The 25,514-nt window shown below is 74.7% G+C and carries 27 protein-coding genes; 12 read left to right on the forward strand and 15 right to left on the reverse strand.

Annotation, left to right across the window (positions count from 1 at the left end; genetic code table 11):
* Positions 1-717: class I SAM-dependent RNA methyltransferase (locus ACI792_RS18015; RefSeq protein WP_456603809.1), on the reverse strand; the 717-nt coding region annotated here is incomplete at its 3' end.
* 106 nt (positions 718-823) lie between these two features.
* Positions 824-2,866, reverse strand: a complete 2,043-nt coding sequence (locus ACI792_RS18020) for an APC family permease (protein ID WP_456603810.1) — start codon at positions 2,864-2,866, stop codon at positions 824-826.
* A gap of 173 nt (positions 2,867-3,039) precedes the next feature.
* Here ACI792_RS18020 and ACI792_RS18025 point away from each other — a divergent pair, with 173 nt between their 5' ends.
* Both ACI792_RS18025 and ACI792_RS18030 read left to right on the forward strand, forming a co-directional pair.
* On the forward strand, positions 3,040-3,708 hold the full coding sequence (locus ACI792_RS18025; protein ID WP_456580438.1) for a potassium channel family protein: 669 nt from the start codon (positions 3,040-3,042) through the stop codon (positions 3,706-3,708).
* The gene (locus ACI792_RS18030; RefSeq protein ID WP_456603811.1) at positions 3,708-4,388 is read left to right on the forward strand and encodes a potassium channel family protein; all 681 of its coding nucleotides are present in this window, start codon (positions 3,708-3,710) and stop codon (positions 4,386-4,388) included. The genes ACI792_RS18025 and ACI792_RS18030 overlap by 1 nt, the downstream gene beginning before the upstream one ends.
* 66 nt (positions 4,389-4,454) lie before the next feature.
* On the opposite strand, the gene ACI792_RS18035 is transcribed toward ACI792_RS18030, so the two are convergent.
* The 6 genes from ACI792_RS18035 to ACI792_RS18060 all read right to left on the reverse strand — a co-directional run bounded on the left by ACI792_RS18035 (position 4,455) and on the right by ACI792_RS18060 (position 8,328).
* Positions 4,455-5,240 carry a DUF3159 domain-containing protein gene (locus ACI792_RS18035; RefSeq protein WP_456603812.1) on the reverse strand — a complete coding sequence of 262 codons (786 nt, stop codon included), beginning with the start codon at positions 5,238-5,240 and terminating at the stop codon, positions 4,455-4,457.
* 61 nt (positions 5,241-5,301) lie between these two features.
* Positions 5,302-5,679: an OB-fold nucleic acid binding domain-containing protein gene (locus tag ACI792_RS18040; protein ID WP_456580435.1), complete on the reverse strand. Its 378-nt coding sequence runs from the start codon at positions 5,677-5,679 to the stop codon at positions 5,302-5,304.
* A 64-nt stretch (positions 5,680-5,743) separates the two neighbouring features.
* The gene (locus ACI792_RS18045) at positions 5,744-6,463 is read right to left on the reverse strand and encodes a DUF3710 domain-containing protein (protein ID WP_456603813.1); all 720 of its coding nucleotides are present in this window, start codon (positions 6,461-6,463) and stop codon (positions 5,744-5,746) included.
* 1 nt (position 6,464) lies between these two features.
* Positions 6,465-6,965: a dUTP diphosphatase gene (dut, locus tag ACI792_RS18050; protein ID WP_456603814.1), complete on the reverse strand. Its 501-nt coding sequence runs from the start codon at positions 6,963-6,965 to the stop codon at positions 6,465-6,467.
* Positions 6,966-7,066: 101 nt separating this feature from the next.
* Positions 7,067-7,942 carry a hypothetical protein gene (locus tag ACI792_RS18055; protein WP_456603815.1) on the reverse strand — a complete coding sequence of 292 codons (876 nt, stop codon included), beginning with the start codon at positions 7,940-7,942 and terminating at the stop codon, positions 7,067-7,069.
* 86 nt (positions 7,943-8,028) lie between these two features.
* Entirely contained in the window at positions 8,029-8,328 is a 300-nt protein-coding gene (locus ACI792_RS18060; RefSeq protein ID WP_091930594.1) for a DUF4193 domain-containing protein, read from the reverse strand.
* Between the two features lie 284 nt (positions 8,329-8,612).
* Between ACI792_RS18060 and ACI792_RS18065 the strand changes: the two genes are divergently transcribed.
* Both ACI792_RS18065 and ACI792_RS18070 read left to right on the forward strand, forming a co-directional pair.
* Positions 8,613-9,659: a phosphotransferase family protein gene (locus ACI792_RS18065; RefSeq protein ID WP_456603816.1), complete on the forward strand. Its 1,047-nt coding sequence runs from the start codon at positions 8,613-8,615 to the stop codon at positions 9,657-9,659.
* A 118-nt stretch (positions 9,660-9,777) separates the two neighbouring features.
* A complete protein-coding gene (locus ACI792_RS18070; protein WP_456580430.1) occupies positions 9,778-10,314 on the forward strand; it encodes a LytR C-terminal domain-containing protein in 537 nt (178 codons plus the stop codon).
* A 16-nt stretch (positions 10,315-10,330) separates the two neighbouring features.
* Here ACI792_RS18070 and ACI792_RS18075 read toward each other — a convergent pair whose 3' ends face one another.
* The gene (locus ACI792_RS18075) at positions 10,331-11,161 is read right to left on the reverse strand and encodes an inositol monophosphatase family protein (protein WP_456603817.1); all 831 of its coding nucleotides are present in this window, start codon (positions 11,159-11,161) and stop codon (positions 10,331-10,333) included.
* Positions 11,162-11,249: 88 nt separating this feature from the next.
* On the opposite strand from ACI792_RS18075, the gene ppgK reads away from it, so the two are divergent.
* The 5 genes from ppgK (at position 11,250) to ACI792_RS18100 (ending at position 17,803) form a co-directional block, all read left to right on the forward strand.
* On the forward strand, positions 11,250-11,993 hold the full coding sequence (gene ppgK / locus ACI792_RS18080) for a polyphosphate--glucose phosphotransferase (protein WP_456603818.1): 744 nt from the start codon (positions 11,250-11,252) through the stop codon (positions 11,991-11,993).
* 289 nt (positions 11,994-12,282) lie between these two features.
* Positions 12,283-13,614 carry an RNA polymerase sigma factor gene (locus ACI792_RS18085; protein ID WP_456603819.1) on the forward strand — a complete coding sequence of 444 codons (1,332 nt, stop codon included), beginning with the start codon at positions 12,283-12,285 and terminating at the stop codon, positions 13,612-13,614.
* Between the two features lie 406 nt (positions 13,615-14,020).
* Positions 14,021-14,245, forward strand: coding sequence for a DUF7455 domain-containing protein (locus ACI792_RS18090; protein ID WP_091930645.1), 225 nt, complete (start codon positions 14,021-14,023; stop codon positions 14,243-14,245).
* 142 nt (positions 14,246-14,387) lie between these two features.
* Positions 14,388-16,661 carry a VanW family protein gene (locus ACI792_RS18095; protein WP_456603820.1) on the forward strand — a complete coding sequence of 758 codons (2,274 nt, stop codon included), beginning with the start codon at positions 14,388-14,390 and terminating at the stop codon, positions 16,659-16,661.
* An 83-nt stretch (positions 16,662-16,744) separates the two neighbouring features.
* Entirely contained in the window at positions 16,745-17,803 is a 1,059-nt protein-coding gene (locus tag ACI792_RS18100; RefSeq protein ID WP_456603821.1) for a YihY/virulence factor BrkB family protein, read from the forward strand.
* A gap of 145 nt (positions 17,804-17,948) precedes the next feature.
* Here ACI792_RS18100 and ACI792_RS18105 read toward each other — a convergent pair whose 3' ends face one another.
* Positions 17,949-18,179 carry a DUF3039 domain-containing protein gene (locus tag ACI792_RS18105; protein ID WP_456580424.1) on the reverse strand — a complete coding sequence of 77 codons (231 nt, stop codon included), beginning with the start codon at positions 18,177-18,179 and terminating at the stop codon, positions 17,949-17,951.
* A gap of 91 nt (positions 18,180-18,270) precedes the next feature.
* Between ACI792_RS18105 and ACI792_RS18110 the strand changes: the two genes are divergently transcribed.
* Positions 18,271-19,200 carry a pseudouridine-5'-phosphate glycosidase gene (locus tag ACI792_RS18110; RefSeq protein WP_456603822.1) on the forward strand — a complete coding sequence of 310 codons (930 nt, stop codon included), beginning with the start codon at positions 18,271-18,273 and terminating at the stop codon, positions 19,198-19,200.
* Between the two features lie 8 nt (positions 19,201-19,208).
* Positions 19,209-20,087: a carbohydrate kinase family protein gene (locus ACI792_RS18115; protein WP_456603823.1), complete on the forward strand. Its 879-nt coding sequence runs from the start codon at positions 19,209-19,211 to the stop codon at positions 20,085-20,087.
* Between the two features lie 411 nt (positions 20,088-20,498).
* On the opposite strand, the gene ACI792_RS18120 is transcribed toward ACI792_RS18115, so the two are convergent.
* From ACI792_RS18120 to ACI792_RS18140, 5 genes are all read right to left on the reverse strand, one after another.
* Entirely contained in the window at positions 20,499-20,837 is a 339-nt protein-coding gene (locus ACI792_RS18120; RefSeq protein WP_456580421.1) for a DUF3099 domain-containing protein, read from the reverse strand.
* A gap of 105 nt (positions 20,838-20,942) precedes the next feature.
* On the reverse strand, positions 20,943-21,527 hold the full coding sequence (locus tag ACI792_RS18125; RefSeq protein WP_456603824.1) for an HhH-GPD-type base excision DNA repair protein: 585 nt from the start codon (positions 21,525-21,527) through the stop codon (positions 20,943-20,945).
* A gap of 109 nt (positions 21,528-21,636) precedes the next feature.
* Positions 21,637-22,422, reverse strand: a complete 786-nt coding sequence (gene ubiG / locus ACI792_RS18130; RefSeq protein ID WP_456603825.1) for a bifunctional 2-polyprenyl-6-hydroxyphenol methylase/3-demethylubiquinol 3-O-methyltransferase UbiG — start codon at positions 22,420-22,422, stop codon at positions 21,637-21,639.
* A gap of 888 nt (positions 22,423-23,310) precedes the next feature.
* Positions 23,311-23,787: a hypothetical protein gene (locus tag ACI792_RS18135; protein ID WP_456603826.1), complete on the reverse strand. Its 477-nt coding sequence runs from the start codon at positions 23,785-23,787 to the stop codon at positions 23,311-23,313.
* A 135-nt stretch (positions 23,788-23,922) separates the two neighbouring features.
* Entirely contained in the window at positions 23,923-24,636 is a 714-nt protein-coding gene (locus tag ACI792_RS18140) for a GAF and ANTAR domain-containing protein (RefSeq protein ID WP_456603827.1), read from the reverse strand.
* Between the two features lie 368 nt (positions 24,637-25,004).
* Here ACI792_RS18140 and ACI792_RS18145 point away from each other — a divergent pair, with 368 nt between their 5' ends.
* The gene (locus ACI792_RS18145) at positions 25,005-25,469 is read left to right on the forward strand and encodes an ATP-binding protein (protein ID WP_456603828.1); all 465 of its coding nucleotides are present in this window, start codon (positions 25,005-25,007) and stop codon (positions 25,467-25,469) included.
* Positions 25,470-25,514: the final 45 nt, after the last annotated feature.

Raw genomic sequence — 25,514 nt, forward strand, 5'->3', positions numbered from 1 at the left:
GCGGTTGCCATCGACCTCCCAGCCCCGGCCCCCGGCCGGCGGGTCGGCGCGGCCGGGGGGCTCGGGGGGGACCTCCACCCCCGCCCGCCCCACCGCGGCCCCCCGCGGCCGGCCGCGGCGGTCCAGCGGGACGGTGGTCACCGCGCCGGTCGAGTCGATCGCGACGTCGACGGCGCCCGCACCCGGCCAGCGCCGTCCCAGCACCGCCTGCGCGGCCGGCTCCACGGTGATCGGGCAGTCGTCGAGGAGCACGACGTCGTGCGAGCGGTGCCGCCGCAGGCCGGGGGCGCCGGCGCCGTCGACGGCGAATCGCGCGCGGGACCGCCAGCGCAGCGCCCCGCCCGGGAGCTCCTCGACGACCAGGCCCGCGACCACGGGGTCGCCGGCGTCCAGGCCACCGAGCCGCACCAGCTGCTCGCGCACGACCGACGCCTTCAGCCGGTGCTGCTCGGCGGGGTCGACGTGCTGCCAGTCGCACCCGCCGCACTTCCCCGGGCCGCTGTAGGGGCAGGGGCGCTCGACCCGGGCGGGCGCCGCCTCCAGCACCTCGACGGCGTCGGCGCGGCAGAAGCCGGGGTGCCGGTCCTCGGTGACCCGCACGCGCACCCGCTCGCCGGGCAGCGTGTGCCGCACGAACACCACCCGGCCCTCGTGCCGGGCGACGCAGTGCCCCCCGTGCGCCACCGGCCCGACGGCCACCTCGAACTCCCGGCCCACCCACCCGAGACCCTTGTCCGGCGACGTGCCGGAACGTGACGCACTGGAACGGCCCCGGCGCAGGGGCCCGCGCCGAGCCTGCGAGGCGTGGGGGGCGCCGGGGTCCTTACCCATACGGCGTCACGTCCACCTCGTCGTCGGTGAAGCCGCGGCGCAGGTCGCCCGGGGCGGGGCCGCCGCGCCGCCCGTCGTCGTCGTGGCCGACCGAGCTCTCCAGCTGCCACGGCACGGTCGTGATCATCACGCCGGGCTGGAACTGCAGGCGGGCGCGCAGACGCAGCGCGCTCTGGTTGTGGAGCACGTTCTCCCACCAGTGGCCGACGACGTACTGCGGCACGAAGACCACCACCAGCTCGCGCGGGCTGTCCCGCCGGATGCCCTTCACGTAGTCGAGCACCGGGCGGGTGATCTCCCGGTACGGCGACTCCAGGACCGTGAGGGGGACGGGGATGTCGTAGCGCTGCCAGTCCGCCTGCAGCGCACGGGTCTCGCCGTCGTCGACGTTGACCGTGAGCGCGGTCAGCGCGTCCGGGCGGGTGGCGCGGGCGAAGGCCAGCGCCCGGAGCGTCGGCTTGTGCACCTTGGAGACGAGGACGACGGCGTGCACCTTGCTCGGCAGGGTGCGGGCGTCGGTGTCGGGCTCCAGCTGCTCCGACACGTGGCAGTAGTGCCGGTTGATGCCCTTCATCAGCACGACGAGGACCGGCATCGCCAGCAGCACCAGCCAGGCCCCGTGGGTGAACTTGGTGGTCACGATGATCACCAGCACGACGCCGGTGAGGGTGCCGCCGACGGCGTTGATGGCCTGCGAGCGCCGCATCCGGGCCCGCGTCCCCGGGTCGGTGACGCTGCGCAGCTCGCGGTTCCAGTGCCGCACCATGCCCGTCTGCCCCAGCGTGAAGCTCGTGAAGACGCCGACGATGTACAGCTGGATCAGCCGGTTGACGTCGGCGTCGAAGGCGAGGATGAGCAGCCCGGCGAAGCCGGCGAGCAGCAGGATGCCGTTGCTGTAGACGAGCTTGTCGCCCCGGGTGTGCAGCTGCCGCGGCATGAACCGGTCCTGGGCCAGCACGTTGCCCAGCAGCGGGAACCCGTTGAACGCCGTGTTGGCCGCCAGGATCAGGACCAGCGCCGTGGCGGCCTGGACGTAGAAGAAGCCGAACGAGGTGTCGCCGCCGAAGGTGGCCGCGGCCAGCTGGGCGATGACGGTGCGCTGGGGGTCGGTCTCGCAGTCCCCGGGGAACCCGACCAGGTCGCAGGTGTGCTCGACGTACTTCACGTCGGCGAGCAGGGCGAGGGCGGTGACGCCGGCGAACATCGTGGCCGCGATGCCGCCCATCAGGGCGAGGGTGGTCGCCGCGTTGCGGCCCTTGGGCGGGCGGAAGGCCGGGACGCCGTTGGCGATCGCCTCGACGCCGGTGAGCGCGGTGCAGCCGGAGGCGAAGGCGCGCAGCGCGAAGAAGATCAGCGCCAGGCCGGTGACCTCCTCGTAGCCGGGCTCGGGCAGCACGGTCCACGCGGCGCTCTCCGCGACCAGGCCGCCCCCGGTGACGAAGTACTTCAGCAGGCCGGTGACGACCATGATCATGATGCCGGTGATGAAGAGGTAGGTCGGCGCCGCGAAGGTCCGGCCCGATTCGCGGACGCCGCGCAGGTTGACCGCCGCCAGCAGCGCCACGAGTGCCAGGGCGATGGGAACGCGGTACTCGTTCAGCTCGGGGAACGCGGAGATGATGTTGTCGGTCCCGGCCGACACCGACACGGCGACGGTGAGGACGTAGTCGACGAGCAGCGCGCTGGCCACCGTCACGCCGGCCCACTGCCCGTGGTTCTTGACCGCCACCTCGTAGTCGCCGCCACCCGACGGGTACGCGCGCACGACCTGCCGGTAGGAGAGCACCACCGTGGTGAGCAGCACCACGACGCCGATCGCGATCCAGGGGGCGAAGAACAGGAACGCCGTCCCCGCCAGGGTCAGGACGATGAGGATCTCCTGCGTGGCGTAGGCCACCGAGGAGAGCGGGTCGCTGGCGAAGATCGGCAGCGCCAGCCGCTTGGGGAGCAACGACTCCCCCGCCCGGTCGCTGCGTACGGGGCGGCCGAGGACGAGGCGTTTCGGGAGTTGTCCGAGATCGGACAGGTTCGGCACGGCGCGATGGTACGGACGCGCGGGGCCGCCGCGGGCGTGACTCGGGCCACCTGGCCCCGAGGGGGGATACCGGCGTCCTGCCCGCTGCCGGGGGCCCGGCGGGTGTAGCTTCGCGGCCGGTGATGCGCGGGCGGTCGGCGCCGGCGCCACCGGGAAACTCCGGGGAGTGACGCGTGCACGTGGTCGTGATGGGCTGCGGCCGTGTCGGCTCCGCCATCGCCCGGCGCCTGGAGCAGATCGGGCACAGCGTGGCCGTGATCGACCAGGACCCCGAGGCCTTCCGCCGGCTCGGCCCGGAGTTCGCCGGCCGTCAGATCACCGGGCTCGGCTTCGACCGCCAGACCCTGCTGGACGCCGGCATCGACTCCGCCGGCGCCTTCGCCGCGGTGAGCAGCGGCGACAACTCCAACATCATCTCGGCCCGGGTGGCGCGGGAGACCTTCGGCGTCCAGCACGTCGTCGCGCGGATCTACGACTCCAAGCGGGCCGAGGTCTACGAGCGCATGGGCATCCCGAGCGTCGCCACCGTGCCGTGGACGGTGAACCGGCTGCTCCGCGAGCTGCTGTCGGTCAAGGTGAGCGAGCTGTGGCGGGAGCCGACCGGGCAGGTGCTGCTGGTGCGGGTGACCGTCACCGACCGCTGGGTGGGCCGCAAGCTGGCCGCCCTCGAGGCGGCGACCGGCGCCCGGGCGGCCTGGCTCACCCGGTTCGGCGAGGCCCAGCTGCCGACGCCGACCACGGTCCTGCAGGACGGCGACCAGCTGGTCGTCGCGGTCACCGACGAGCTGACCGCGCGGGTGCACGAGGTCGTCGAGCGCGGCCCCCAGGAAGGCGGGCACTGATGCGGGTCGCGATCGTGGGAGCCGGCGCGGTCGGCCGCTCCATCGCCACGGAGCTGCTGGAGAACGGCCACGCCGTCATGCTCATCGAGAAGGACGGCCGCAAGGTCCGCACCCGCTCGGTGCCGGGCGCGGAGTGGGTGCAGGCCGACGCCTGCGAGGTCTCCTCCCTGGAGGAGGCACAGCTGGCCACCTGCGACGTCGTCGTCGCCGCCACGGGCGACGACAAGGCCAACCTGGTCGTCTCGCTGCTCGCCAAGACCGAGTTCGCGGTCGGCCGCGTGGTCGCCCGGGTCAAGGACCCGCGCAACGAGTGGCTCTACACCGAGGCGTGGGGCGTCGACGTCGCGGTCTCCACCCCCCGGGTGCTGGCCGCGCTGGTCGAGGAGGCGGTGACCGTGGGCGACGTCGTCCGCCTCATGAGCTTCCGCAAGGGCGCGGCCAACCTGGTCGAGATCACCCTCGGCGACGACACCGCCTGGGTCGGGCGCCCGCTGCGCGAGGTGCCGCTCCCCCGCGAGACGGTGCTCACGACCATCCTCCGCGGCGACCGGGTGATCACCCCGTCGCCCGACGAGCCGCTGGAGTCCGGCGACGAGCTGCTGTTCGTGTCGCACGGCGACACCGAGGAGGAGCTGCAGTACGTCTTCGCCCCGGAGGGCCCCGGCAGCATCCACGCCTGAACGAAGACCCCTTGCCCCCCACCGCTCGCAGGCTCGCGGCGGGCCCCTGCAAGGGGGGCCATGCACTCAGGCCTCGGGTGGAGCCGGGGGGGTGCGGTGCCGGTGCAGCCGCGCGACGACCCACAGCGTGATCACGAGGACGACGGCGGTCAGCGGCAGGCCGAGCACGACCGACGCGGTGCCGAGCAGCTCCACCTCGTCGGCCCGGTAGAGCACCCACTGCACGCCGGCGCGCAGGAAGAACGAGGCGGCCCAGAGCGCGGTGAGCCAGGAGTAGGCGCGCAACAGCCGGGGGTCGCGGCGCCAGTGCAGCTGCGGCGCGTCCCGCAGGTCGGGGGTCACCGGCGTGGTGGCCTCGGGCTCCGTCCCGCGCGAGCGCCGGTTCCAGGGCAGCGAGTGGCCCGCCATCGAGCCGAGGTGGCTCGGCGCCAGGAACTCGGCGACGACCCCGACGAGGGGCCAGCGGAACGGGATGGACCCCAGGAGGACCACGCCGACGACGAGGCTCCGCACGATCCCGAGCACGAAGAAGTCGCGGGCCTCGCCGGTGTTGGCCGCGATGGCCACCGCGATGCCCACCCCGATCAGCCCGCTGAACGCCTGCTGCACGCTCTGCCGCCGGGCCAGGCGGAGGACGAAGACCCCGACCGCCGCGATCACCGCCGCCCAGATGCCGGTGCGCAGCCCCGCGATGCCGTTGGCCACGATGAACGACACGGTGGGCAGCGAGGCGTCGAGCATGCCGCGCCAGCCGCCCAGCTGGGCCAGCAGCTGCTCCCGGTCGAAGGCCGACGCCGGGGCGTCGGACTCAGGACCGTGCTCGCCGTCGTCCGTCCGGCCCGCTGCGGTCACGCTCGTCCCCTTCGTCCGCTGCCCGTCCCCCGCGTGGCGGCTGCCCGCCGTCGCGCGGCGGTCAGCCGGCGCTCAGCTCGTACCAGGGGTTGTAGATGACCTGCCGGCCGTCGAAGGCGGCGAACCGCCCGCGCGCGGTGAGCGTCCGGCCGGGCTCGATGCCCGCGATGCGCCGGCGGCCCAGCCAGACGAGGGTCACCGAACCGGAACCGTCGAACAGCTCGGCCTCGAGCGTCGGCACCGTCTCGCGCGGGGTGTAGACGACCGACTTGAGCCGGCCGGTGACCGTGACCACCGCACCCTTGCGGCAGGCGCTGACCGGTTCGCAGCCTGCGCTGGCCGATCCCGCCCGCAGCTCCTGGGCGTCGATGGTGTGGTCGTCGGCGGTGAGTCGCTGCACCGCGCGCGACCACCAGCCCGCCGGTCGGGTCTCCGTCACGGCACCAGCGTAGGCCGCCGGTGTGCCCACGTGGACGCGCACGGGTGTTCCCTGCATCGCGTCGTCAGGCGGGGCCGCCGGCCGGCGCCCGGCCCGGGGCCGCCCCCGGCGGCGGCTGCTGCGCCGCCAGCTGCGCCGCGGCCTGCGGCGGCAGGGCGAGCGGGAGCGGCTCGCGCACCGGCATGGGCTCGCTGCCCCGGACGACGACGATGCCGCGGAAGGCCGCCTCCAGCGCGGCCGCCTCCGCCTCGCCGCCCGCGGCCGCGGAGCCGCTCAGCAGACCGCGCAGGAACCAGCGCGGGCCGTCGACGCCGAGGAAGCGGGCCGGCCGCCGGGACGCCGCCGGGGCCGGCTGCCCGGGCTGCGCCGGTGCGACCGCCACGACGGTGCCGACGAGCTCGATGCCGAAGGGGCCCTCCTGCTCGCGCAGGGACGCGCCCTGGCCCGAGGCGGTGCGGGCCAGCTCGGCCCGGACCTCGTCCCAGATGCCGGCCGCGCGCGGGGCGGCGAACGCCGCGACCTGGAGCAGCGAGCTGCCGTGGCGCAGCGTCGCGCCGATCACCTTCTGCTGCGGGCTGAGCTCCACCCGCAGGTCCATCCCGGGCAGCGCGGGCAGCCGGAGGGCGCCCAGGTCGATCCGCGCCAGGCCGTCCTCGGGTGCGTCGGCCTCGTCCCAGGGGCCCGTCGTCTCGTCGACCTCCCGGATCCGCTGCTGCGGCTCCGGGGGCACGCCGCGCTCGCGCAGGCTGCGGTCGATGCGGTTGCGCCGCCGTCCGAACGGCATGTCAGTTCCCCTCGAGTGCTGGTGTGTCGGAGGACCCGGTCGCCGCGGGCCCGTACCCGCCGGTGGAGCCGTGGCCGCCCTCGCCGCGAGAGCTGGCGGGGAGCTCGGGCACCGGCACGAACCGCGCGCGGGCCACCGGCTGCACCACCAGCTGCGCGATGCGGTCGCCGCGGGAGAGCCGCAGCGGCGTCACCGGGTCCAGGTTGATGAGGTTGACCATGATCTCCCCGCGGTAGCCCGCGTCGATGGTCCCGGGTGCGTTCACCATGCTGAGCCCGAGCCGGTGGGCCAGCCCCGAGCGGGGGTGCACGAAACCGGCGTAGCCCTCGGGGATCGCCACCGCCACACCGGTACCCACGAGCCTGCGCTCGAACGGGGCCAGCTCCACGTCCTCGGCCGCGGTGAGGTCCGCCCCGGCGTCACCGGCCAGGGCGTAGGCCGGGACCGCGCCGTCGGGGGCGGTGAGCCGGACGGCCACGTCCAGCTCGGAGGGTTCGGGCACTCGCCGACCCTATAAGGACCCCCCTGCCCCCCACCGCTCGCAGGCTCGCGCCGGGCCCCTGCAGGGAGGCCGGCGACCCGCACCCCGGAGGCCGGGTCGGCTCACGCGGTCGGACCCTCCCGCAGGTCGGAGAGGATGCGGCGGGCGAGGGTCTCGGTCGCCCGGCGGTTACCCCGGCCCGAGAGGGCGGCGCCGACCAGGAAGGGGGCGGCCGCGGGGAGCGCACCGGCCAGCCGGCGGGTCATGCGCCGCCGCAGGGCGCGCAGGCCCGCGGCCCCGAGAACCGTGCCGAGCCCGGCGGGGCCGCCGTCCCGCACGGCGCGCTGCAGCGACCACCCGGCGAGGTAGGCCTGCGCCCGCTCGGCGGCGTCCCCCGGGGCGCGCCGGCCGTGCAGCTCGTGCAGCTCGCCGATCAGGACGACCTCGACGGCGGCGACCAGGACCGTCTCGGCCCCCAGCTCCAGCGGGACCGCCAGCAGGGAGGGCGGCGCGAACCAGTGGGCGGCCGAGAGGCCGCCCGTGGCCGCCCCGATGCCCGACGTGGCGCGGGCGGCCCGCTGGACGAGCGCCTCGGCGATCTCGTCGTCCGACAGCCCGGGGTGGGCGGCGCGCAGGCGGTCCCCGTCACGGATCGGCAGCCGGGGCGCGGCCGCCGCCAGGAGGTCGCCCAGCAGCGCGCCCGGGGCGCGGCCGTCCCCAGCGGCGGCCCGGGTCTCGGCCGGGCCGGGAGGCGGCGCGGGGGTCCCGCTGCCGAACGCGCCGGCCACGGCTCCCGCGACGGCGCCGACGACGTCGCGCAGGCCGCCGCCGGCGGGCCGGTCCGCGCCGCTGCCGGTCAGCCCGGCGACGGCGTCGGCGAGAGCCCGCCCGGCGCGCGCGAGGGGGCTCTCCTCGGGCGTCGCGGGGGTGGCCTGCGGCGCGACCGGGCGCGGCGGCGGCACGTCACGCGGCGCCCCGGTGCGCGGCCCCTCGGTCATCGGTCCCCCTGGTGACGGGATGGAACGGCCCCCGTGCAGGGCCCCGCCGCGAGCCTGCGAGCGGTGGGGGGCACGGGGGTCCTTCGTCAGGCGCAGTCGCGGCAGAACAGCTGGTCGCCGCGAGTGGACGCGAGCCGGCTGCGGTGCTGCACCAGGAAGCAGCGCGAGCAGGTGAACTCGTCCTCCTGCTTGGGCAGCACGCGGACGGTCAGCTCCTCGTTGGACAGGTCCGCGCCGGGGAGCTCGAGGTTCTCGTTGAAGTCCGTCTCGTCGACGTCGACCGACGAGGACTGGGCCTCGGCCCGCCGCGCCTTCAGTTCCTCGAGCGAGTCCTCGCCGAGCTCGTCGGTCTCGTTGCGGCGCGGGGCGTCGTAGTCGGTGGCCATGGGTGTGCCCCTCCTCCGGGGTTCCGCGGGCGTCGTGCCCGCTCGTCTGACGAGGCGCGGGGTGCGCGCCGTCGTCCTGGCCGTTCGCCGGTGGGCGACCGGTGGGTCGGTGTGGGAGCGGCCCGCACGGGGCGCCCGTCCACTGCGTCGGCCTCCCCTCGCGGAGAGGCCGGCAGCCCCCCAACGCCGTTCGGCCCCGATTTGTGCCCGCCTCAGCGGAGGTGACACATCGGACCGGGGAAGGGTCGGGCGGGCGGCGGAGCGCCAGAGGTTACCCTGCGCCGGTGTCGACTCCCCCGGGTGCTGATCCAGCCGTCGTCGGGCCCTACCTGGCCGCTGCTCTCGGGGACGATCGATGGCGATCGGTCACCGTCGAGCTGATCGCCGCGGGCATGTCCAACCTCACCTACGTGGTGACCCCCGAGGGCGGGTCGGCCGAGGACGCGGTGATCCTGCGCCGGCCGCCGACGGGCGCCGTGCTGGCCACCGCGCACGACATGGCCCGCGAGCACCGGGTGATCAGCGCGCTGGGCGGCACCGCCGTCCCCGTGCCCAGGACGCTGCACCTGTGCACCGACACCGGCGTCCTCGGTGCGCCCTTCTACGTGATGGAGCGCGTGGTCGGGGTGCACGTGGTCCGCGAGTTCCCGCCGGGCTACGCCGACCAGCCGGAGCAGCGCCGGGCGGTCGGTGAGCGGCTGGTCGACGTGCTGGCTGACCTGCACTCGGTCGACCACGACGCCGTCGGCCTCTCGGACTTCGGCCGGCCGGAGGGCTTCGCCGCCCGCCAGGTGCGGCGCTGGACCAAGCAGTGGGACGCCACCCGTGACCGGGACCGGCCCGGGCTGGACGCGCTGGCGGCCCGCCTGGCCGAGACGGTGCCCACCACCCAGGGCTCGGGCATCGTGCACGGCGACTACCGGCTCGACAACTGCCTGCTCGACCCGGCCGAGCCGGGCCGCATCAAGGCGGTGCTGGACTGGGAGATGTCGACGGTCGGCGACCCGCTCACCGACCTCGGGATGATGCTCGTCTACTGGCCCGAGGCCGGCGAGCAGCGGCCGTCGTCGCAGAGCCCGGTCACCACCCTGCCCGGCTTCCCGACGCGGCAGCAGGTGGCCGAGCGCTACGCCGGCCGGACGGGCACCGACCTGTCCGAGCTCAACTGGTACGTGGCCTTCGGCTTCTTCAAGTTCGCCGCGATCATCGCCGGCATCGTGGCCCGCTCGGCCGCGGGCGCGATGGCGGGCAAGGACACCACGGGCTACGCGGAGCGGATCGACCCCTGCGTCGAGCTGGGACGCGCCGCTCTGGACGACGGTGCGATCTAGGACGCCCCGCCGCCCCTAAGCTCGCACCGACCGCCGTCCGCACCAGTCGCGGGCGTCGTCCGTCCCGTTCCGGCCGGCCGGCGTCACGCCTGCCGGGTCCCCGCCGAGGAGCTCTCCCGTGACCGAGCGCACCGCCCAGCCCCCGGTGCGCCCGCGCAGTGGCCGTCGCCCGCTCCCCCCGCTGATCTTCCTGCTCGTCCTGGCCCTGGCCGCCGGCGCGGTCTGGTGGTCGGTGGCCCAGCAGGAGCGGGAGCAGCGGGCCGCGGACGCCCGGGCCTGCGCCACCGCCGAGGCGGCGCCCCCGTCCCTCGACCCGGCCACCGTGTCGGTGCGCGTCTTGAACGCCACGAGCCAGGGCGGCCTCGCGCAGACGGTGGCCGACGAGCTCGCCGGCCGGGGCTTCACCGTCAACGAGGTGGCCAACGACCCGACGGACCGGGAGGTCACCGGCGTCGGCGAGGTGCGGTACGGGGCTCCCGGCGCGGACGCCGCGCGGTTCCTGACCGTCTTCGTGCCCGGGTCCACGACCTACCGCGACGTCCGGGCCGACGCCGTCGTCGACCTGGTGCTGGGCCCCGACTTCGCCGGCCTCGCCCCGCCCGAGGAGGTCGAGGCCGCGCTGACCGCCCCGGACAGCGCACCCGCCGACTGCTGAGGCCCTCGCCCTCCGCTCAGCGGTGCAGCTCGGAGACCAGCGCGAGGAAGGGCTCGGCCACCGAGGGCGCCACCGCGACGACCATCGGCTCCCCGACCGGCGCAGCGCCCAGCCCGGTCACGACCGCGCCGGCCTCGGCGGCCACCAGCGCCCCGGCCGCGTGGTCCCAGGGGTTCAGGTCGAGCTCGAAGTAGGCGTCCACCCGGCCGGCGGCGACCGCGCAGAGGTCCAGCGCCGCGCTGCCGAACCGCCGGATGTCGCGCACCCGCGTCACGAGCTCCGCGACGACCGCACCCTGCGCCCGGCGCTGCTCCACCCGGTAGCCGAAGCCGGTCGCGACCATCGTCTGCTCCAGCGACACCGGTGTGCCGACCGCCAGCCGGCGGACCGGCCGGCCGGGCACCTCCAGCCACGCGCCGCCGCCGGCCGACGCCGTGAACAGCTCCCCGGTGGCGACGTTGAGCACCGCGCCCGCGCGCACGACCCCGTCGACCTCGGCGGCGACCGAGACGGCGTAGGCCGGGATGTCGTAGAGGAAGTTCACGGTCCCGTCGATCGGGTCGACGATCCAGCGGACCCCGCTGCTGCCCTCGCGCGCGGCCCCCTCCTCTCCCAGCACCCCGTCGTCCGGGCGGGCCTCCAGCAACCGCCGGACCAGCAGCTCCTCGCTGGCGGCGTCCACCGCGGTGACGACGTCGACGGAGCTGGACTTGGTGGTCACCTGCTCCCCCGCGGACTCCCGGCCGCGGGCCACCAGGACGGCGGCCTCGCGCGCGACCGCGACCGCCAGTGCCAGCAGCCCGGCCGGTGCCGGTGGGTCCGTGAGGGCTGCGCGCGGGGTGCTCATGGGTCGATCCTGCCGCAGCGGCCCCCCTCGCAGCAGGGCCCCATGCGAGTCGCGGGGGGCGAGGGGGGCCTTCTACTAGCCTGTCCGCGTGCAGGGCTTCGGGGTGGACATCGGTGGCAGCGGCATCAAGGGGTGCCTGGTCGACCTGGAGGCGGGTCGGCTGATCGGGGATCGGCTCCGGGTCGAGACCCCGCAGCCCTCCTTGCCCGAGCCCGTCTTCGACGTCGTCACGCGGATCGTCGGCTCGTTCGACTGGTCCGGGCGCGTGGGCGTGACCTTCCCCGGCGTGCTCAAGTCAGGGGTCGCCCACACGGCGGCCAACGTCGACAAGGGCTGGCTGGGCACCGACCTGGCCGCGGGGGTGGCGCAGCGCATCCCCGGCCCGGTGGAGACGCTGAACGACGCCGACGCCGCCGGCCTGGCCGAGATGCGCTACGGCGCCGGCCGCGACCGCCGCGGGGTGGTGCTCATGCTCACGTTCGGCACGGGCATCGGCAGCGCGCTGTTCGTCGACGGCCGGCTGGTGCCCAACACCGAGTTCGGCCACATCCAGGTCGACGGCGAGGACGGCGAGCGCCGCGCCTCGGCGGCCGCCCGGGAGCGGGAGGAGCTCAGCTACCCCGAGTGGGCGCTGCGCGTCGACCGCTACCTCGACGTCCTCGAGGCCAGCGTGTGGCCGGACCTGATCATCGTGGGCGGCGGCGTCAGCAAGAAGGCGCACAAGTGGGTACCGCTGCTCTCCACGCGCACCCCGGTCGTCCCCGCCGAGCTGCAGAACGACGCCGGCATCGTCGGCGCCGCCCTGGCCGCCGTCGAGCGCGCCGAGGCCTGACCGCGCAGGGCGCCGACCGGGCGCTCCGCGTCACCCCACCGGGTCGCTCCGCCCGCCCCCTCGGAGCGAGGGCCCCGGGTGCGAGGCGCTGGTTTCACCCGGCGACGTCGTTACAATGGTGGAGCCCCAGCCCGTCGCTTCCCAGCCGGGAGGGATCCCCCGACCCGATCGCGGCCAAACGCCGCGCCGGTCCCGTGGGTCCTCCTCCCCCGCGGAGCGCCGGCCGGAGCCGCTGCCCGCGGACCACACGGTCCCCCGGGGAACGCACCCAGCACGGGAAGGAACCTGAGTGCCCGCCGATCAGCCAGCACCGGAAGCAGCCGCAGCGAGCACCCCGCGCGCCAGGACGGCCGCAACCGGTACCCGTGCCAGGAAGGCGGCCGCTGACCCGGCCGCCGCACGGAAGAAGGCACCGGCCAAGGCCGCCGGCGCCAAGGGCCGCGCGAAGCCGGCGATCACCCCGTCGCCGGGCACCGGCGAGGGCGCCGTGCTCACCGCGGTGGCCACCGAGGAGGGCGCGGTCGCGGTCGTCGACGCCGGCTCCGAGGGGCTGAAGCTCGACGAGACGGTCGTCACCGGCAAGGACGGCGTCGAGGTCGTCGCCGAGGAGGAGGCCGCCGAGGGCGGCACCGACTTCGAGTGGGACGAGGAGGAGGAGTCCGAGGCGCTGCGGCAGGCCCGCAAGGACGCCGAGCTCACCGCCTCCGCCGACTCCGTCCGCGCCTACCTCAAGCAGATCGGCAAGGTCGCCCTGCTCAACGCCGAGGAGGAGGTCGACCTCGCCAAGCGCATCGAGGCCGGCCTCTACGGCTCCGAGCGGCTCCGCCAGGCCGAGGAGGAGGGCCAGAAGCTCTCCCCGCAGATGCGCCGCGACCTCAACTGGATCGTCCGCGACGGCGAGCGCGCCAAGAACCACCTGCTGGAGGCCAACCTCCGCCTCGTGGTCTCCCTGGCCAAGCGCTACACCGGCCGCGGCATGGCGTTCCTGGACCTGATCCAGGAGGGCAACCTCGGTCTGATCCGCGCGGTCGAGAAGTTCGACTACACCAAGGGCTACAAGTTCTCCACGTACGCCACCTGGTGGATCCGCCAGGCCATCACCCGCGCCATGGCCGACCAGGCCCGCACCATCCGCATCCCGGTGCACATGGTCGAGGTCATCAACAAGCTCGGCCGCATCCAGCGCGAGCTGCTCCAGGACCTGGGCCGCGAGCCCACCCCGGAGGAGCTGGCCAAGGAGATGGACATCACCCCGGACAAGGTGCTGGAGATCCAGCAGTACGCCCGGGAGCCGATCAGCCTCGACCAGACCATCGGTGACGAGGGCGACAGCCAGCTCGGTGACTTCATCGAGGACTCCGAGGCCGTGGTGGCGGTCGACGCGGTGAGCTTCACCCTCATGCAGGACCAGCTGACCAGCGTGCTGCAGACGCTCTCGGAGCGGGAGGCCGGTGTCGTCCGGCTGCGCTTCGGCCTCACCGACGGCCAGCCGCGCACGCTGGACGAGATCGGCCAGGTCTACGGGGTGACCCGTGAGCGGATCCGGCAGATCGAGTCCAAGACGATGTCGAAGCTGCGCCACCCGAGCCGCTCCCAGGTGCTGCGCGACTACCTGGACTGAGCCGGCACCGGACGCGAGTGGCCCAGAACCTCCCTGGTTCTGGGCCACTCGCGTTCAGCCGTCCCGCCGTCACCCGGGAGTGGTCACGGGGAGATCACGACCGTGTACGCCGACAGCTGTCGGGTAGACGGCGTAGCGTGGGCCCGGTCAGAACAGCAGCGGACCCACGGTCGGACCGGTCGACCACCGGCCCGGCAGATGATCACCAGCACGAGCACCACCAGTTCAGTTCCACCCCAGTGACGTCCCCTGCTGAACCCGCTCCACCCACGCCCGGTGTGTTACGGACTCATCTCTTTCGGCGAGTCCGGGATGAACCGGGTCGGAACGGGAATCCGAGGGGCCATCCTGGCGCTGTGCAGGAGGCCGATCCGCAGCCGCGGGTCCGTGCGGTAGAGAGCGAGTGATGACCCAGATGACCCAGACGCTGACGACGACCCCCGCCGCCGACGACCTGGTCGTGCCCTTCCACTGCGACCGCTGCGGCGCACTTGCCAAGGTCCGTGTCGTGCTCGCCAACGGCAGCGACCTCGTGTTCTGCGGACACCACGCCCGCGAGTACGAGGGCAAGCTGCGTGACATCGCCGTCGACATCATCGACACTGAGGGCGAGCAGCGCGTAACTGCGTGAGGGAGGCGCTATCGTCGCGCCCGCGATGACCGCCTCACCCGACGACGCCGCCGCGTCCGACGTCCCGCCTCGTGCGGGCGTCGGGCCGGCGGCTCCGTCGTCTCCGGGGACCCCCGGTCGGCGGCGACCGGAGGAAACCCCCATGTCCCAGCACCACCCTGCACCCGACGAGACGGTGCGCATGCGTCCCGACGTCGGGGACGGGCCCCCGCCCCCGGCGACCGGCCAGACGCCGGCGTACGAGGCAGCCCCGGACGACACCCGTCCGGTCGGCAGGGACTGGCAGCGCGGGGCTCCCGCCGCGCCCCCGGCCACCGCGGAGGAAGCAGCGGCCGGGCAGGACACCGTGACCGAACAGGACCCGGCGACCGCGCAGGACCCGTCCGCCGGGGGTCAGCCGGCCGCCGAGTCGGCCCCGGCGGAGGAGCCCGAGAGCACCCGCCGGCCGGATCGGGACGCCGGCGACCCCACGGCCCAGGACGGCGCGGGCACCGCCGTCGCCACCCCGGTCACGGACGCCGACGCCACGGCCACCGCCCCCGTGGACGCCGCGACCCTCGACACCCTGCGGGCGGCACCTGGAGGCGGGGCGGACGGCCCTCCGCCCGGCGACGACCACGCGCACGGCCCCCGGGGCCCCTGGTGGCGCCGCCCGGCGGCGCTCGTCCCCGCCGGCGTCCTGGCCGCCCTGGCCGTCCTCTACGGCGTCGACCTGGTGGCGTCCTCCGGCGAGGTGCCGCGGAACACGGTGGTGGCCGGGGTGGACGTCGGCGGCCTGTCGCCCGCGTCGGCCGCCCAGCGGCTGGAGGAGCGGCTCGCCCCCCGGGTCGTCGCCGACCACACGGTCACCGCCGCCGACGTCACGGGCACCCTCTCCCCCGCCACGGCCGGCATCACCCTCGACGTCCCGAGCACCGTGGACGCCGCCGAGGAGCAGCCGCTCAACCCGTGGACGCGCCTGGTCACCCTGTTCTCCGACCGCGAGGTCGAGCCGGTCATCACCGGTGAGGAGACCGCCCTGCTGGCCCAGATCGACGGCATCGCCTCTCAGGTCGACCGCGCCCCGCAGGACGCCACCATCGCCATCGAGGGCACCACCCCCTCGGTCGTCGAGCCGGTGGACGGCCGCACGCTGGACCGCGAGGGCTCGGCCGAGGCGATCACCGAGGCGCTGGCCTCCGGTGGCGATCCGAGCACGCCGATCGAGCTCCCCGTGGAGGTGACGCCGGTGAGCGTGGACGCCGCGGAGGCCCAGCGCGTCCTCGACGAGACGGTCACCCCCGCCCTGTCGGCGCCGGTCCAGGTCGTGAGCCAGGACGGCGCCACCTCCGCGGAGGTGCCGGTGGAGGCGATCGCCGGCTCCCTCACCTTCACGCCCGAGGACGACGGCGAGCTCGCCGTCGGGCTGGACCCCGAGGCGCTGCAGGCGGCCCTCGGTGACGAGCTGTCGGTCTTCGGCACGCCCGCGCAGGACGCCACCTTCGAGGTCTCCGGTGACGCGGTGAACGTCGTCCCGTCGGTGGACGGGACCGGCATCGCGCCGGCCCGGCTGGCCGAGCAGCTGCTGCCGGTGCTGACCGAGGAGGCGCCCCGGACCGTCACCGCCGAGCTGGGCCCGGTGCCGGCGGAGTTCACCACCCAGGAGGCCGAGGCCCTCGGCGTGCGCGAGAAGATCTCCAGCTTCACCACCAACATCGGCAACCCGGCCAGCGGTACGAACATCCGGGTGGTCGCGGAGGAGGTCGACGGCGCGATCATCATGCCCGGCGAGACCTTCAGCCTGAACGGCTTCACCGGGCCGCGCGGCGTGGCGCAGGGCTACGTCGAGGCCGGTGTGATCAACAACGGCGAGTTCACCACCGCCGTGGGCGGCGGCATCAGCCAGTTCGCCACGACGATGTTCAACGCCGTCTTCTTCGCCGGCCTCGAGGACGTCTTCCACAAGCCGCACAGCTTCTACATCAGCCGCTACCCGGCCGGCCGCGAAGCGACGGTCTACTACGACTCGATCGACCTGAAGTGGCGCAACGACGGCGACACCGCCGTGTACGTCGACACCGCGTGGACGCCGGGGACGATCACCGTCACCTTCTACGGGACCAAGCGCTACGAGATCCAGTCGATCAGCAGCGAGCGCTACAACTTCCGCGAGCCGGTCGTGCAGAACAAGCCCGACAGCCCCACCTGCGAGCCGCAGTCCGGGTCCACCGGTTTCGACATCACGGTCACCCGCGTCTTCCGCGACCTCGATACCGGCGCCGAGATCAAGCGGGAGGACTTCCGCACCCGCTACGCCGCCGAGCCGGTGATCAACTGCGTGCCCGCGGAGGCACCGGCACCCGGCCCCGAGGGCACCGTCCCGGGCGGCGCACCGGCGCCGGGCGGCCGGCGCCCGTCGCGCCCGCGGGCGGCCTGACGTCCCGTTCCGATCCGACCCGGTGGGGTGCCGAGCCCGGCGCCCCACCGGTCGGGGCACGCCCGGGCGTGCACACTGGTCAGGTGAGCGCCGTCCTCCCCAGCGGCTCGCCCGCCGGGGTCGGCGCGGACGAGGCCGCCGAGCACGCCGCCCCGCAGGGTGCCACGCGGCTCGACCTGCCCCGGCCCTCCCGGGTGCGCCGGTGGCCGGGCCCGCTGCGGGTGCCCCTGCAGGTGCTCGGCCGCACGCTGGCCAAGGCCTGGCAGGACCGCATCATCGGGCTGTCCGCGGAGGCGGCGTTCTGGCAGATCCTGTCCGTCCCGCCGCTGCTCATCGGGCTGCTGGGCTCGCTCGGTTACCTGGGCTCGCTGATCGGCGGCGGCGCCGTCGCCCAGATCGAGGCCCAACTGCTCGACGCGTCGGCGCAGGTGCTCACCGCCGACGTCGTCGACGACCTGGTGCGCCCGACGCTCGCCGACATCCTCGGCTCCGGCCGGCTGGAGCTGGTCAGCGTCGGTTTCCTGCTCTCGCTGTGGGCGGGGTCGTCGGCGACGGCGACCTTCATGAACACGATCGTGATCGCCTACGACCAGCGGGACGTGCGCGGCCCCATCCACACCCGGCTGATGGCGCTCTGGCTCTTCGTCGTGGGGCTGCTGCTGGCGGTGCTGACCTTGCCGCTGCTGGTGCTGGGCCGCGGCAGGCTGGTCGGACTCGTGCCGGAGAACTGGCGGGACACCACCGACATGCTGATCAACGCGGTCTACTGGCCGATGGTGGTCATCGGCATGCTGCTGGCGCTCACCAGCTTCTTCCACGTCGTCCTGCCGCACCGGCTGCCCTGGCGGCGGCAGCTCCCCGGCGCGGTGCTCAGCCTCGGCTTCTTCCTCGTCGCCGCCCTGCTGCTGCGCGCCTACGTCAGCGACATCCTGACCGTGGCGCTGCCCTACGGAGCGCTGGCCGCACCGATCGGCGCGCTGCTGTTCTGCTTCTTCTTCGGGATGGCGGTGCTGCTCGGCGCCGAGCTCAACGCCACGATCCAGGCGCGGTGGCCCGCGCCGCTGCGCCGCCACGAGCGTCGCCGGCAGGAACGGCGGCAGGCCAAGCTGGACGAGGAGGCGCGCCGACTCGGCCTGCGATGACGCGATGACATCGCGGTCCTCCGGACCGCACCGCGACCAGGTGCCGTGCCCCTGGTGCGTGGAGCCCTCCGCGTGTTCCGGTCGGGAGGCCCTCCGGGCCCCCGCGACCGGTCCACCCGCTACGCGGGCGGGGTCTCGTGGCCCCTTACTCCTTGCGGAGCTGCTCGTAGACCTCCTTGCAGGCCGGGCACACCGGGCTGCCGGGCTTGGGGCTCTTCGTCACCGGGAAGACCTCGCCGCACAACGCCTCGACGAGGGTGCCCATGACGGCGCTCTCGGCGATCTTGTTCTTCTTGACGTAGTGGAAGACCTCGTTGGCGTTGCCGGTGTCGGAGTCGCGGACGTCCGGCCGCTCGAGGATGTCGCTGCTGCTCATGCGGGCTCCCTGCTCGACGGTGCGGTCGTGCGGCGGCCGCGCGGCCGGGGTCGCCGCGGTGCTCGGCGCACCCGGGAACCATGATGACAGGGTGCCGCTGCCGACCACCGCTCCCCGCCCGGTCCTCTCCCCCGAGGTCGCCGACGCCCTCGCCGCCGGCCGGCCGGTCGTCGCGCTGGAGAGCACGCTCCTCGCCCACGGCCTCCCCCGGCCGGACAACCGGGAGGCCGCCGACGACGTCGAGGCGGCGGTCCGGGCCGGCGGCGCGGTTCCGGCCACCATCGCCGTCCTCGACGGCACCCCGCACGTCGGGCTGACCCCCGACCAGGTCGACCGGGTCTGCGCGGACCCCGACCTGGCCAAGCTGGGCGTCCGCGACCTGCCGGTGGCCGCGGCGCTCGGGATGAGCGGCGCCACGACGGTCTCCAGCACCGCCCTGCTGGCCGAGGCGGCCGGGGTGGCCGTGTTCGCGACCGGCGGCCTGGGCGGCGTGCACCGGCAGTCGGTCGAGACCTTCGACGAGTCCGCCGACCTGACGGCGCTGTCCCGCACCTCGGTCGTGGTGGTCTGCGCCGGCGTGAAGTCGATCCTCGACGTCCCGGCCACCCTCGAACGGCTGGAGTCGCTCTCGGTCACCGTGGTCGGCTACGGAACCACCACCTTCCCCGGCTTCTACGTCGCGGACTCGGGCTCGACCGTCGACTGGTCGGTCGCCGACCCCGAGCAGGCCGCCGCGGTGTTCGCGGCCCGCCGCGGGCTGGCGCCGGGGGCCGTGGTGGTGGCCAACCCCCTGCCGGTCGACCAACAGCTGGACCGGCAGCTGCACGACCGCGTCATCGCCGACGCGCTCTCCGCGGCAGATGCGGCGGGCGTGCGCGGCAAGGACGTCACGCCGTTCGTCCTGGACCACCTGCACCGGGCCAGCGAGGGCGCGACGCTGGAGGTGAACGTCCGGCTGGTGCTGCGCAACGCGGAGCTGGCCGGCCGGATCGCCGCGGCGCTGGCCGCCCGCACCGCCTGAGCGCGACCGTGCAGCCCCGGGTCGTCGTGGTCGGCGACGTGGCCACCGACGTCGTCGCCGTCCTCGCCGGGGAGCCGGCGCCGGGGTCGGACCGGCCCGCGCGGATCGTCAGCCGTGGCGGTGGCGCGGGCGCCAACGTGGCGGCGCACCTGGCCCGCCTCGGGACGCCGGTGCTGCTGGCCGGCTGCATCGGGGACGACGCAGCCGGCGCCGGCCTGTCCGCCGAGCTGACGGCGGGCGGCGTGGAGCTGCGGCTGCGCACCGTGCCCGGCGGGGCGACCGGGACGATCGTCAGCCTGGTGGAGCCCGACGGGCAGCGCAGCATGCTGGCCGACCGCGGCGCCAACCTCGCGCTGCGCCCTGCCGACGTCCCGGCTCCCCCGCCGGGCGGCCACCTCCACCTGTCGGGCTACACCCTGCTGGACCCCGGTCCCCGGGACGCCGGGCTGGCCGCGCTGCGCACGGCGGCGGCTGCCGGGTGCAGCGTCTCGGTGGACCCGGCCTCGACCGGCCCGCTGCGCGCCTACGGCGTGGACCGGTGGCTCGCGGACACCGCCGTCGCGACGCTCGTGCTCCCCAACGCGGAGGAGGCGCGGCTGCTCACCGGCTGCGCGGACGTCACCGCGGCGGCGCGGGCGCTGGCCGCCCGGCACGCGATCGCCGTCGTCACGCTCGGCGCCGACGGCGCCCTGTGGGCGGCGGGCGACGAGCTCGTGCACCGGCCCGCCCATCCCACGGACGTCGTCGACACCACCGGCGCCGGCGACGCGTTCGCCGCCGGGCTGCTCGCCGCGTGGCTGGATGGGCGGCGGCCCACCCCCGGCGAGGCGCTCGATGCCGGGCTGGCCCGCGCGGCCGAGGTGGTGCGCCGCGCCGGCGCACGCTGACCCCGGCCGTCGGCACGGTGCTGCCGTTCCTCGCCGCGGGCTTCGCCGTCAGCCTGCTCTCCGCCCGCAGCCTGAACTCCCTGGCCCTGGGCGACGAGCTCGCCGCCGGCCTCGGTGAGCGGGTGGGCCGATCGGCTTCGTCGCCCCCGCTGGCCGACCTCGACCCGGCCCGCGGCACGACCCGTCGTCATGGTGCTGCACGGCCTGAACATGGCCGCGTGCTACGCCGACCACCTCATCGCCCTGGCCGACGGGCGCCTGCACGCCGCCGGCGACCCCCCGACGTGCTGACCGAGGTGTGCGTGCGCGCCGTCTTCGGGCTGGAGAGCCGGGTCGTGGTGGACCCGACGTCGGGCCGGCCGCTGAGGCTCCCGATCGGCCGCCACCACGTTCAGGCGCCGGCCGGGACGCTCAGCCCTCGATGATCCGCCCGGAGCGGGCGGGGTTCTCCAGGACGCGGTCGGGGCGCACGTCGACGCCCTGGAGGCGGGTCCGCGGCTTCGGCGGCCGGTCGTTGGCCATGACGACGGCGATCCACGGCAGCACGGTGCCCAGGATCGCCAGGATGACCATCAACCACACGATCTTGTAGAAGACGGCGGCCAGGATGAGCGCGACGCCACGGATGGCCATCGTGATCGCGTACCGCCGCTTCCGGCGGGCCTGCTGCTCGGCCAGGCTCGGGGCCGCCTCGGTGATGAGCACCGGCTCCGGCTTGCGTGTACGCGGGAACTGCTGGCTCGAGGCCACGGGCACCCTTCCCCTCGCTGGCCGGTGTCCGCGGGGGATCGCCCCTGCGGCTCTCCGGACCGCCCCCATGGTGCCACTGGGACGGGCCCGGTGCAGGCGACCCGGTCAGCCCTGCGCGGCCGCCTTGGCCGCCTGCTTCTGCTCCTGCTTGAACGCCCGCACCTCGGCCAGCGACTCGGGGCCGGTCATGTCGGCGACCGAGCGCCGGGAGCCGTCGGTCCCGTAGTCGCCGGCGGCTTCCCGCCAACCCGGCGGCGTCACGCCGTACTGCTTGCCGAGGAGGGCCAGGAAGATCTTCGACTTCTGGGCGCCGAAGCCGGGCAGACCGTTGAGCCGCTTCAGCAGGGTGGCGCCGTCGCAGCCGTCCGCCCAGAGCCCCTCGACCCGGCCGTCGTAGCGCTCGACCAGCGCGCGGCACACCTCCTGGGCCCGGCCCGCCATCGAGCCGGGGTACCGGTGCAGCGCCGGAGGGCCCTGGAACACCCGGACGAGCTCCTCGGGGTCCATCGCCGCCAGATGCTCGGCCGAGAGCGCCTCCACGCCGAGGCGGTCGGCCAGCAGCCGCGGAGCACCGAAGGCGCGCTCCATCGGGAACTGCTGGTCCAGCAGCATCCCGATCAGGAGCGCGAGCGGGTCGCGGCCGAGCAGTTCGTCGGCGGCGTCGTCCTGGGCGATGCGGAGCTGCGGCACCCGAGCAGTGTGCCCCAGCGGCTGGGCGTCGACGCGCGGCGCGCGACCGCGAGCGTTCGGTCCGGATTCGCCCTGGGACAGCGGTCACGTGCTGTATCCGCGGCGTCGCTCAGGCGGTCTCCACCCGAGTGGCGTAGCCCATGTAGGACATTGCCCGGCTTCTCGTCTGCCCGAAGTCCAGGCGGCGGCTGAGTTCTCCGAATGACATCCGTCCTCGCCGTGCCCGGACGAACCCGAGGAGGGCACCGACCGGGTTCCTCGTCCGTGGTCCGAGCCCCACCGCCTCGTGCAGCTGCAGCCCGTGGCGGGCCATCGTGGACTCGAGCTCCGCTGGCCGGATGAACATGCTCCAGTCGTGCACGGGCGTGTCGAAGACACGAGTCGCGCGCCACTCCTGCATGACCTTGATGGCCAGCAGCTTGCTGACGGCAGTGCGGTTCACCGTGTCGAAGAAGTACGTCCCCCCGGGCCTCAGCGCCCGCGCGGTCTCACGGATCACCTGGTCCAGGTCGGTGACGTGCTCCAGGACGTCGCAGCAGTAGGCCAGGTCGAACTCCGCGTCCTCCACCGGGAGGTCCTCCCCCGAGCCGACGCGGTAGTCGATCTCCAGTCCCGAGGCCTCAGCGTGGCGACGGGCGGTCTCCAGCGACGGCGCGGATGGGTCGACGCCGACCACTCGGCAGCCGAGCCGCGCGAACTCTTCCGCGAGGAAGCCGCCGCCGCAGCCGATGTCCAGCACACGCAGGCCCGCGGGGTCACATCCGAGCCGGTTGAGCACGGCGACGAAGTAGCTCAAGCGCCCCGGGGTGACGCTGCCGTGCAGCATGTTGAGCGGGTCGTCCTCGTCCCACCAGCTGGCCGCATGCCGGTCGTAGACGTCGTTGTCGATCACCATCCACCCCCTGGAGGAGGCCGAATCGGCGCATGCGTGACGAGTCCCCTCGCACGGACCACAGTGTCCACCGGTCTGCCCACGTCGACCAGGCATGCCGTCCCCAGCGCGGGAGTGCAGCGCCCTGACCGCACGCGGCACCCGGTCCCCGAGCCAATGGACAGGACTCTGTGCGAGCACGGGGTGGTCCACGTGGTTCACGAGAGGCACCGGGACACCCCGGTGACGGACGTAGCGCCGCTCACGTGTTGACGCCGGTCGATCAGCTCGCACCTCGGCGCCTCGACCCCGCCGCGCACGGCCGGTTCCGGCCGTCGTACTGCTCGCGCTGCCGCTGACCACACTGGCGCTCGGCATAGCGGCCGGCCGGTCGCTGCAGACCTCCGACCTGCTGGGCGTCCTGGGCGGCGGGATCGCCCGAGGTTCAGCCGGTGACGTGTGGCTCGAACTGTCCAGGCACTGAGTCACGCCTGGCAACGCTGCGGACTCCTCTTCGAGATCGCCGAGATCACCAGGCAGGAGATGGAGCGGCTCGTCCTTCCATGATCCGTCACCCGTCCGACGCCTGCCCCGGGTGCGAGGGTTCGACTGCTTCGTTGACGCATGTGCTGGTCCAGCAGCATCCCGATCAGCAGCGCGAGCGGGTCGCGGCTGAGCAGCTCGTCAGCGGCGTCGTCCTCCGGCGATGCGAAGGGTCGGCACGCTCGCCGATCCTGCCGCACTCGCCCGAACGGTGGCAGCCCCGCTGTCACCACGCGGCTCGGCACCTGCGAGCTCCTCTCGGGCAGCGCCCCCGGGATGTGCGGGTGCGTTCACCCCTCACGTCGCCGGCACACGGCAGACGGAGCCTGATCCCCTGCGCGGGCGCCGCCGCCTTCGTCGCCCCGGCGCCTACCCCGACACGTCCTGGGCCTCAGGATCTCCGGCGGAGACGAGGATCCGCTCCGCGATCGCGGCCTCCAGGCTCTCGGTCACCAGGTAGCCGACGCCGGCGACGAACGGCGCCAGCGCCCAGACTGCGAGGTGGGAGAACCAGACGCCGACCAGCGTCGCGGCGCCCATCCCCACCAGCACGGACAGCATGTTCATGCTCGTACCCAGCGCCAGCGTCTGGGTGGGGTGCTGCGGCATCGGGCGCCGGAATCCCCTCGAGAGGATGCCCTCGAGCAGCGTGAAGGACAGGACCGCACCGGCCGCGTACAGGTAGATGTGCGGGAGGTCCGGCGAGCCCTGGGTCACCTGGCACACCCCGAAGGTGACGGTGACCAGGATCGAGAAGCCGAACGTGGTGCTCTCCCGCCCCACCGTGCTCCGCAGGCCCCGGACGACGGTGCCACGCGCGTTGCCGGTGTCCTCGTCCGCCGCCATGACGTCCTCCTCGACCTCGCGGCACCGGCGCTCCGGCGCTCGGCAACGGTGCTCGATGGCCCCCTGTACCCGGGCCCGGCCGGTGATGCCCACCGCCGGGAGAAAACCCGGTCGAGGTCCGCGGAGGGGCCCGGATCAGCGGCCGACGTCGGGCGGGCTGACGCCGGTCTCGATGACCCGCCGGGCGATCTCCACGAGCTTGGTGTTGCTCCCCTGGGAGGTCGCCACGAGCACCTCGAACGCCCGGTCGGCGGTGATCTTGTGTCGTTCCATCAGCACGCCCTGGGCCTGGCCGATGAGGTTGCGGGTGACGAGCGCCGCCTCGAGGTTCCGCCGGTCGGACGCCCGCGCGTGGGCGATGGCGGAGTGGCCGGCGAAGCTGACGGCCAGGGCGATCGCGGAGTCGTCGAAGGCGTCGGGCTGCCGGCCGTAGACGTTGAACGAGCCCCAGGCGCTCCGGCGGCTCCGCAGCTGCACCGACAGCGTGCTGCGCACCCCGAGGTCGGCGGCGGCCGCCGGCCCCCAGCGCGGCCAGCGCGGATCCTCGGCGACGTCCTGGCTGTGCACCACCTCGGCGCCCGCCGCCGCATCCAGGCAGGGGCCCTCGCCCAGCTGGTACTGCAGCGAGTCACCGGCGCGGGCGAGGTCTCCCGATGCGGCAGCGGTGGAGACGTCCCGGCGCTCCAGCACCGTGATGCTGGCGCTGGTCGCTCCGTCGATGTTCGCGACGGCGAGCTCCACGGCGCGGGCGAGGACGTCGTCGGGGTCCGACCGGGCCAGCATCTCGTGCGCCAGCCGGTCGACCAGCCCCAGCAGCACCGGTCCCGGTGGAACTCCCTGGCCGGTCACGCGGAGCCTCCCCCTCACCACCGGGACAGGCCTCGCTGTCGACAACCGGATCGCGGACGACCCGATTCCGGCACGCTGGGGACCACCCGTGCCCCGAGCGCCTCACCGAGGAAGCGCTCTCCGGGGCACGCACCGCATCGCCCATGTCGAAGGGACCAGCTCACCCGCAGGTCGAGGTGGCCCGCTCCCGCCGAGGCTCCGTCTCGACAGCACGCCACCGGACGCCGCTTACCGCGCCGGCGAGTGGGTACCGCGAGGCCGACGGAGCTCTAACAGCACGGGTCCGGTCGCTCGACGGGGTGCACCACAGCTCTCCCGGGGACGAGGACCTCTCGCATGTCGGTCCTCCGGCATCCCGGGAGAGGTAGATGACAGAGAATTTCTGGGCGCACCAGCCACCGCCGGCGCCCGACGCGGGGGCGCCTCCCATCTGGCGGGGCGAGCCGGCGACGGCGGCCGAGGTCAGCGCCGGCCGCGCCCAGCTGCGCACCGCGGTGGCCGATGCGGCCGCCGTGACCGATCCCGGCGACGACGACCTCGACCGGTTGATGCTGGTCTTCGAGGAGCTGGTCTCGAACGGGCTGCGGCACGGTGCTCCGCCGGTACGGGTGACGGTCACCGGCACGTCGGGCGGCTGGCTCCTCCAGGTGAGCGACGCCGCGGTCGACCGGCCACCCACCCCGCCCGTCGACCGGGACCCCGCCGCCGGCGGCATGGGCCTGAATCTGGTCGCCGCGCTCTGCCCGGCCCACGGCTGGGACGTGCACTCGGGCCGCAAGGTGGTGTGGGGCTGCCTGGAGCCGACGCCGCCCCTCGGCCGGTACGGCCGCTGACGGCGGTGCCGCGAGCCCCTGCGGCACCGCCGTCCCCGCGTCGGG

This window comes from Blastococcus sp. SYSU DS0669, assembly GCF_054050895.1.

Excerpts from the sequence above, each read along its gene's own strand:
- ACI792_RS18075 (WP_456603817.1), bottom strand. The coding sequence starts at position 11,161 with ATGAGCACCCCGCGCGCAGCCCTCACGGACCCACCGGCACCGGCCGGG.
- ACI792_RS18090 (WP_091930645.1), top strand. The coding sequence starts at position 14,021 with ATGACCCAGATGACCCAGACGCTGACGACGACCCCCGCCGCCGACGAC.
- ACI792_RS18105 (WP_456580424.1), bottom strand. The coding sequence starts at position 18,179 with ATGAGCAGCAGCGACATCCTCGAGCGGCCGGACGTCCGCGACTCCGAC.
- ACI792_RS18145 (WP_456603828.1), top strand. The coding sequence starts at position 25,005 with ATGACAGAGAATTTCTGGGCGCACCAGCCACCGCCGGCGCCCGACGCG.
- ACI792_RS18060 (WP_091930594.1), bottom strand. The coding sequence starts at position 8,328 with ATGGCCACCGACTACGACGCCCCGCGCCGCAACGAGACCGACGAGCTC.
- ubiG (WP_456603825.1), bottom strand. The coding sequence starts at position 22,422 with ATGGTGATCGACAACGACGTCTACGACCGGCATGCGGCCAGCTGGTGG.
- ACI792_RS18095 (WP_456603820.1), top strand. The coding sequence starts at position 14,388 with ATGTCCCAGCACCACCCTGCACCCGACGAGACGGTGCGCATGCGTCCC.
- ACI792_RS18135 (WP_456603826.1), bottom strand. The coding sequence starts at position 23,787 with ATGGCGGCGGACGAGGACACCGGCAACGCGCGTGGCACCGTCGTCCGG.
- ACI792_RS18045 (WP_456603813.1), bottom strand. The coding sequence starts at position 6,463 with ATGCCGTTCGGACGGCGGCGCAACCGCATCGACCGCAGCCTGCGCGAG.
- ACI792_RS18055 (WP_456603815.1), bottom strand. The coding sequence starts at position 7,942 with ATGACCGAGGGGCCGCGCACCGGGGCGCCGCGTGACGTGCCGCCGCCG.
- ACI792_RS18030 (WP_456603811.1), top strand. The coding sequence starts at position 3,708 with ATGCGGGTCGCGATCGTGGGAGCCGGCGCGGTCGGCCGCTCCATCGCC.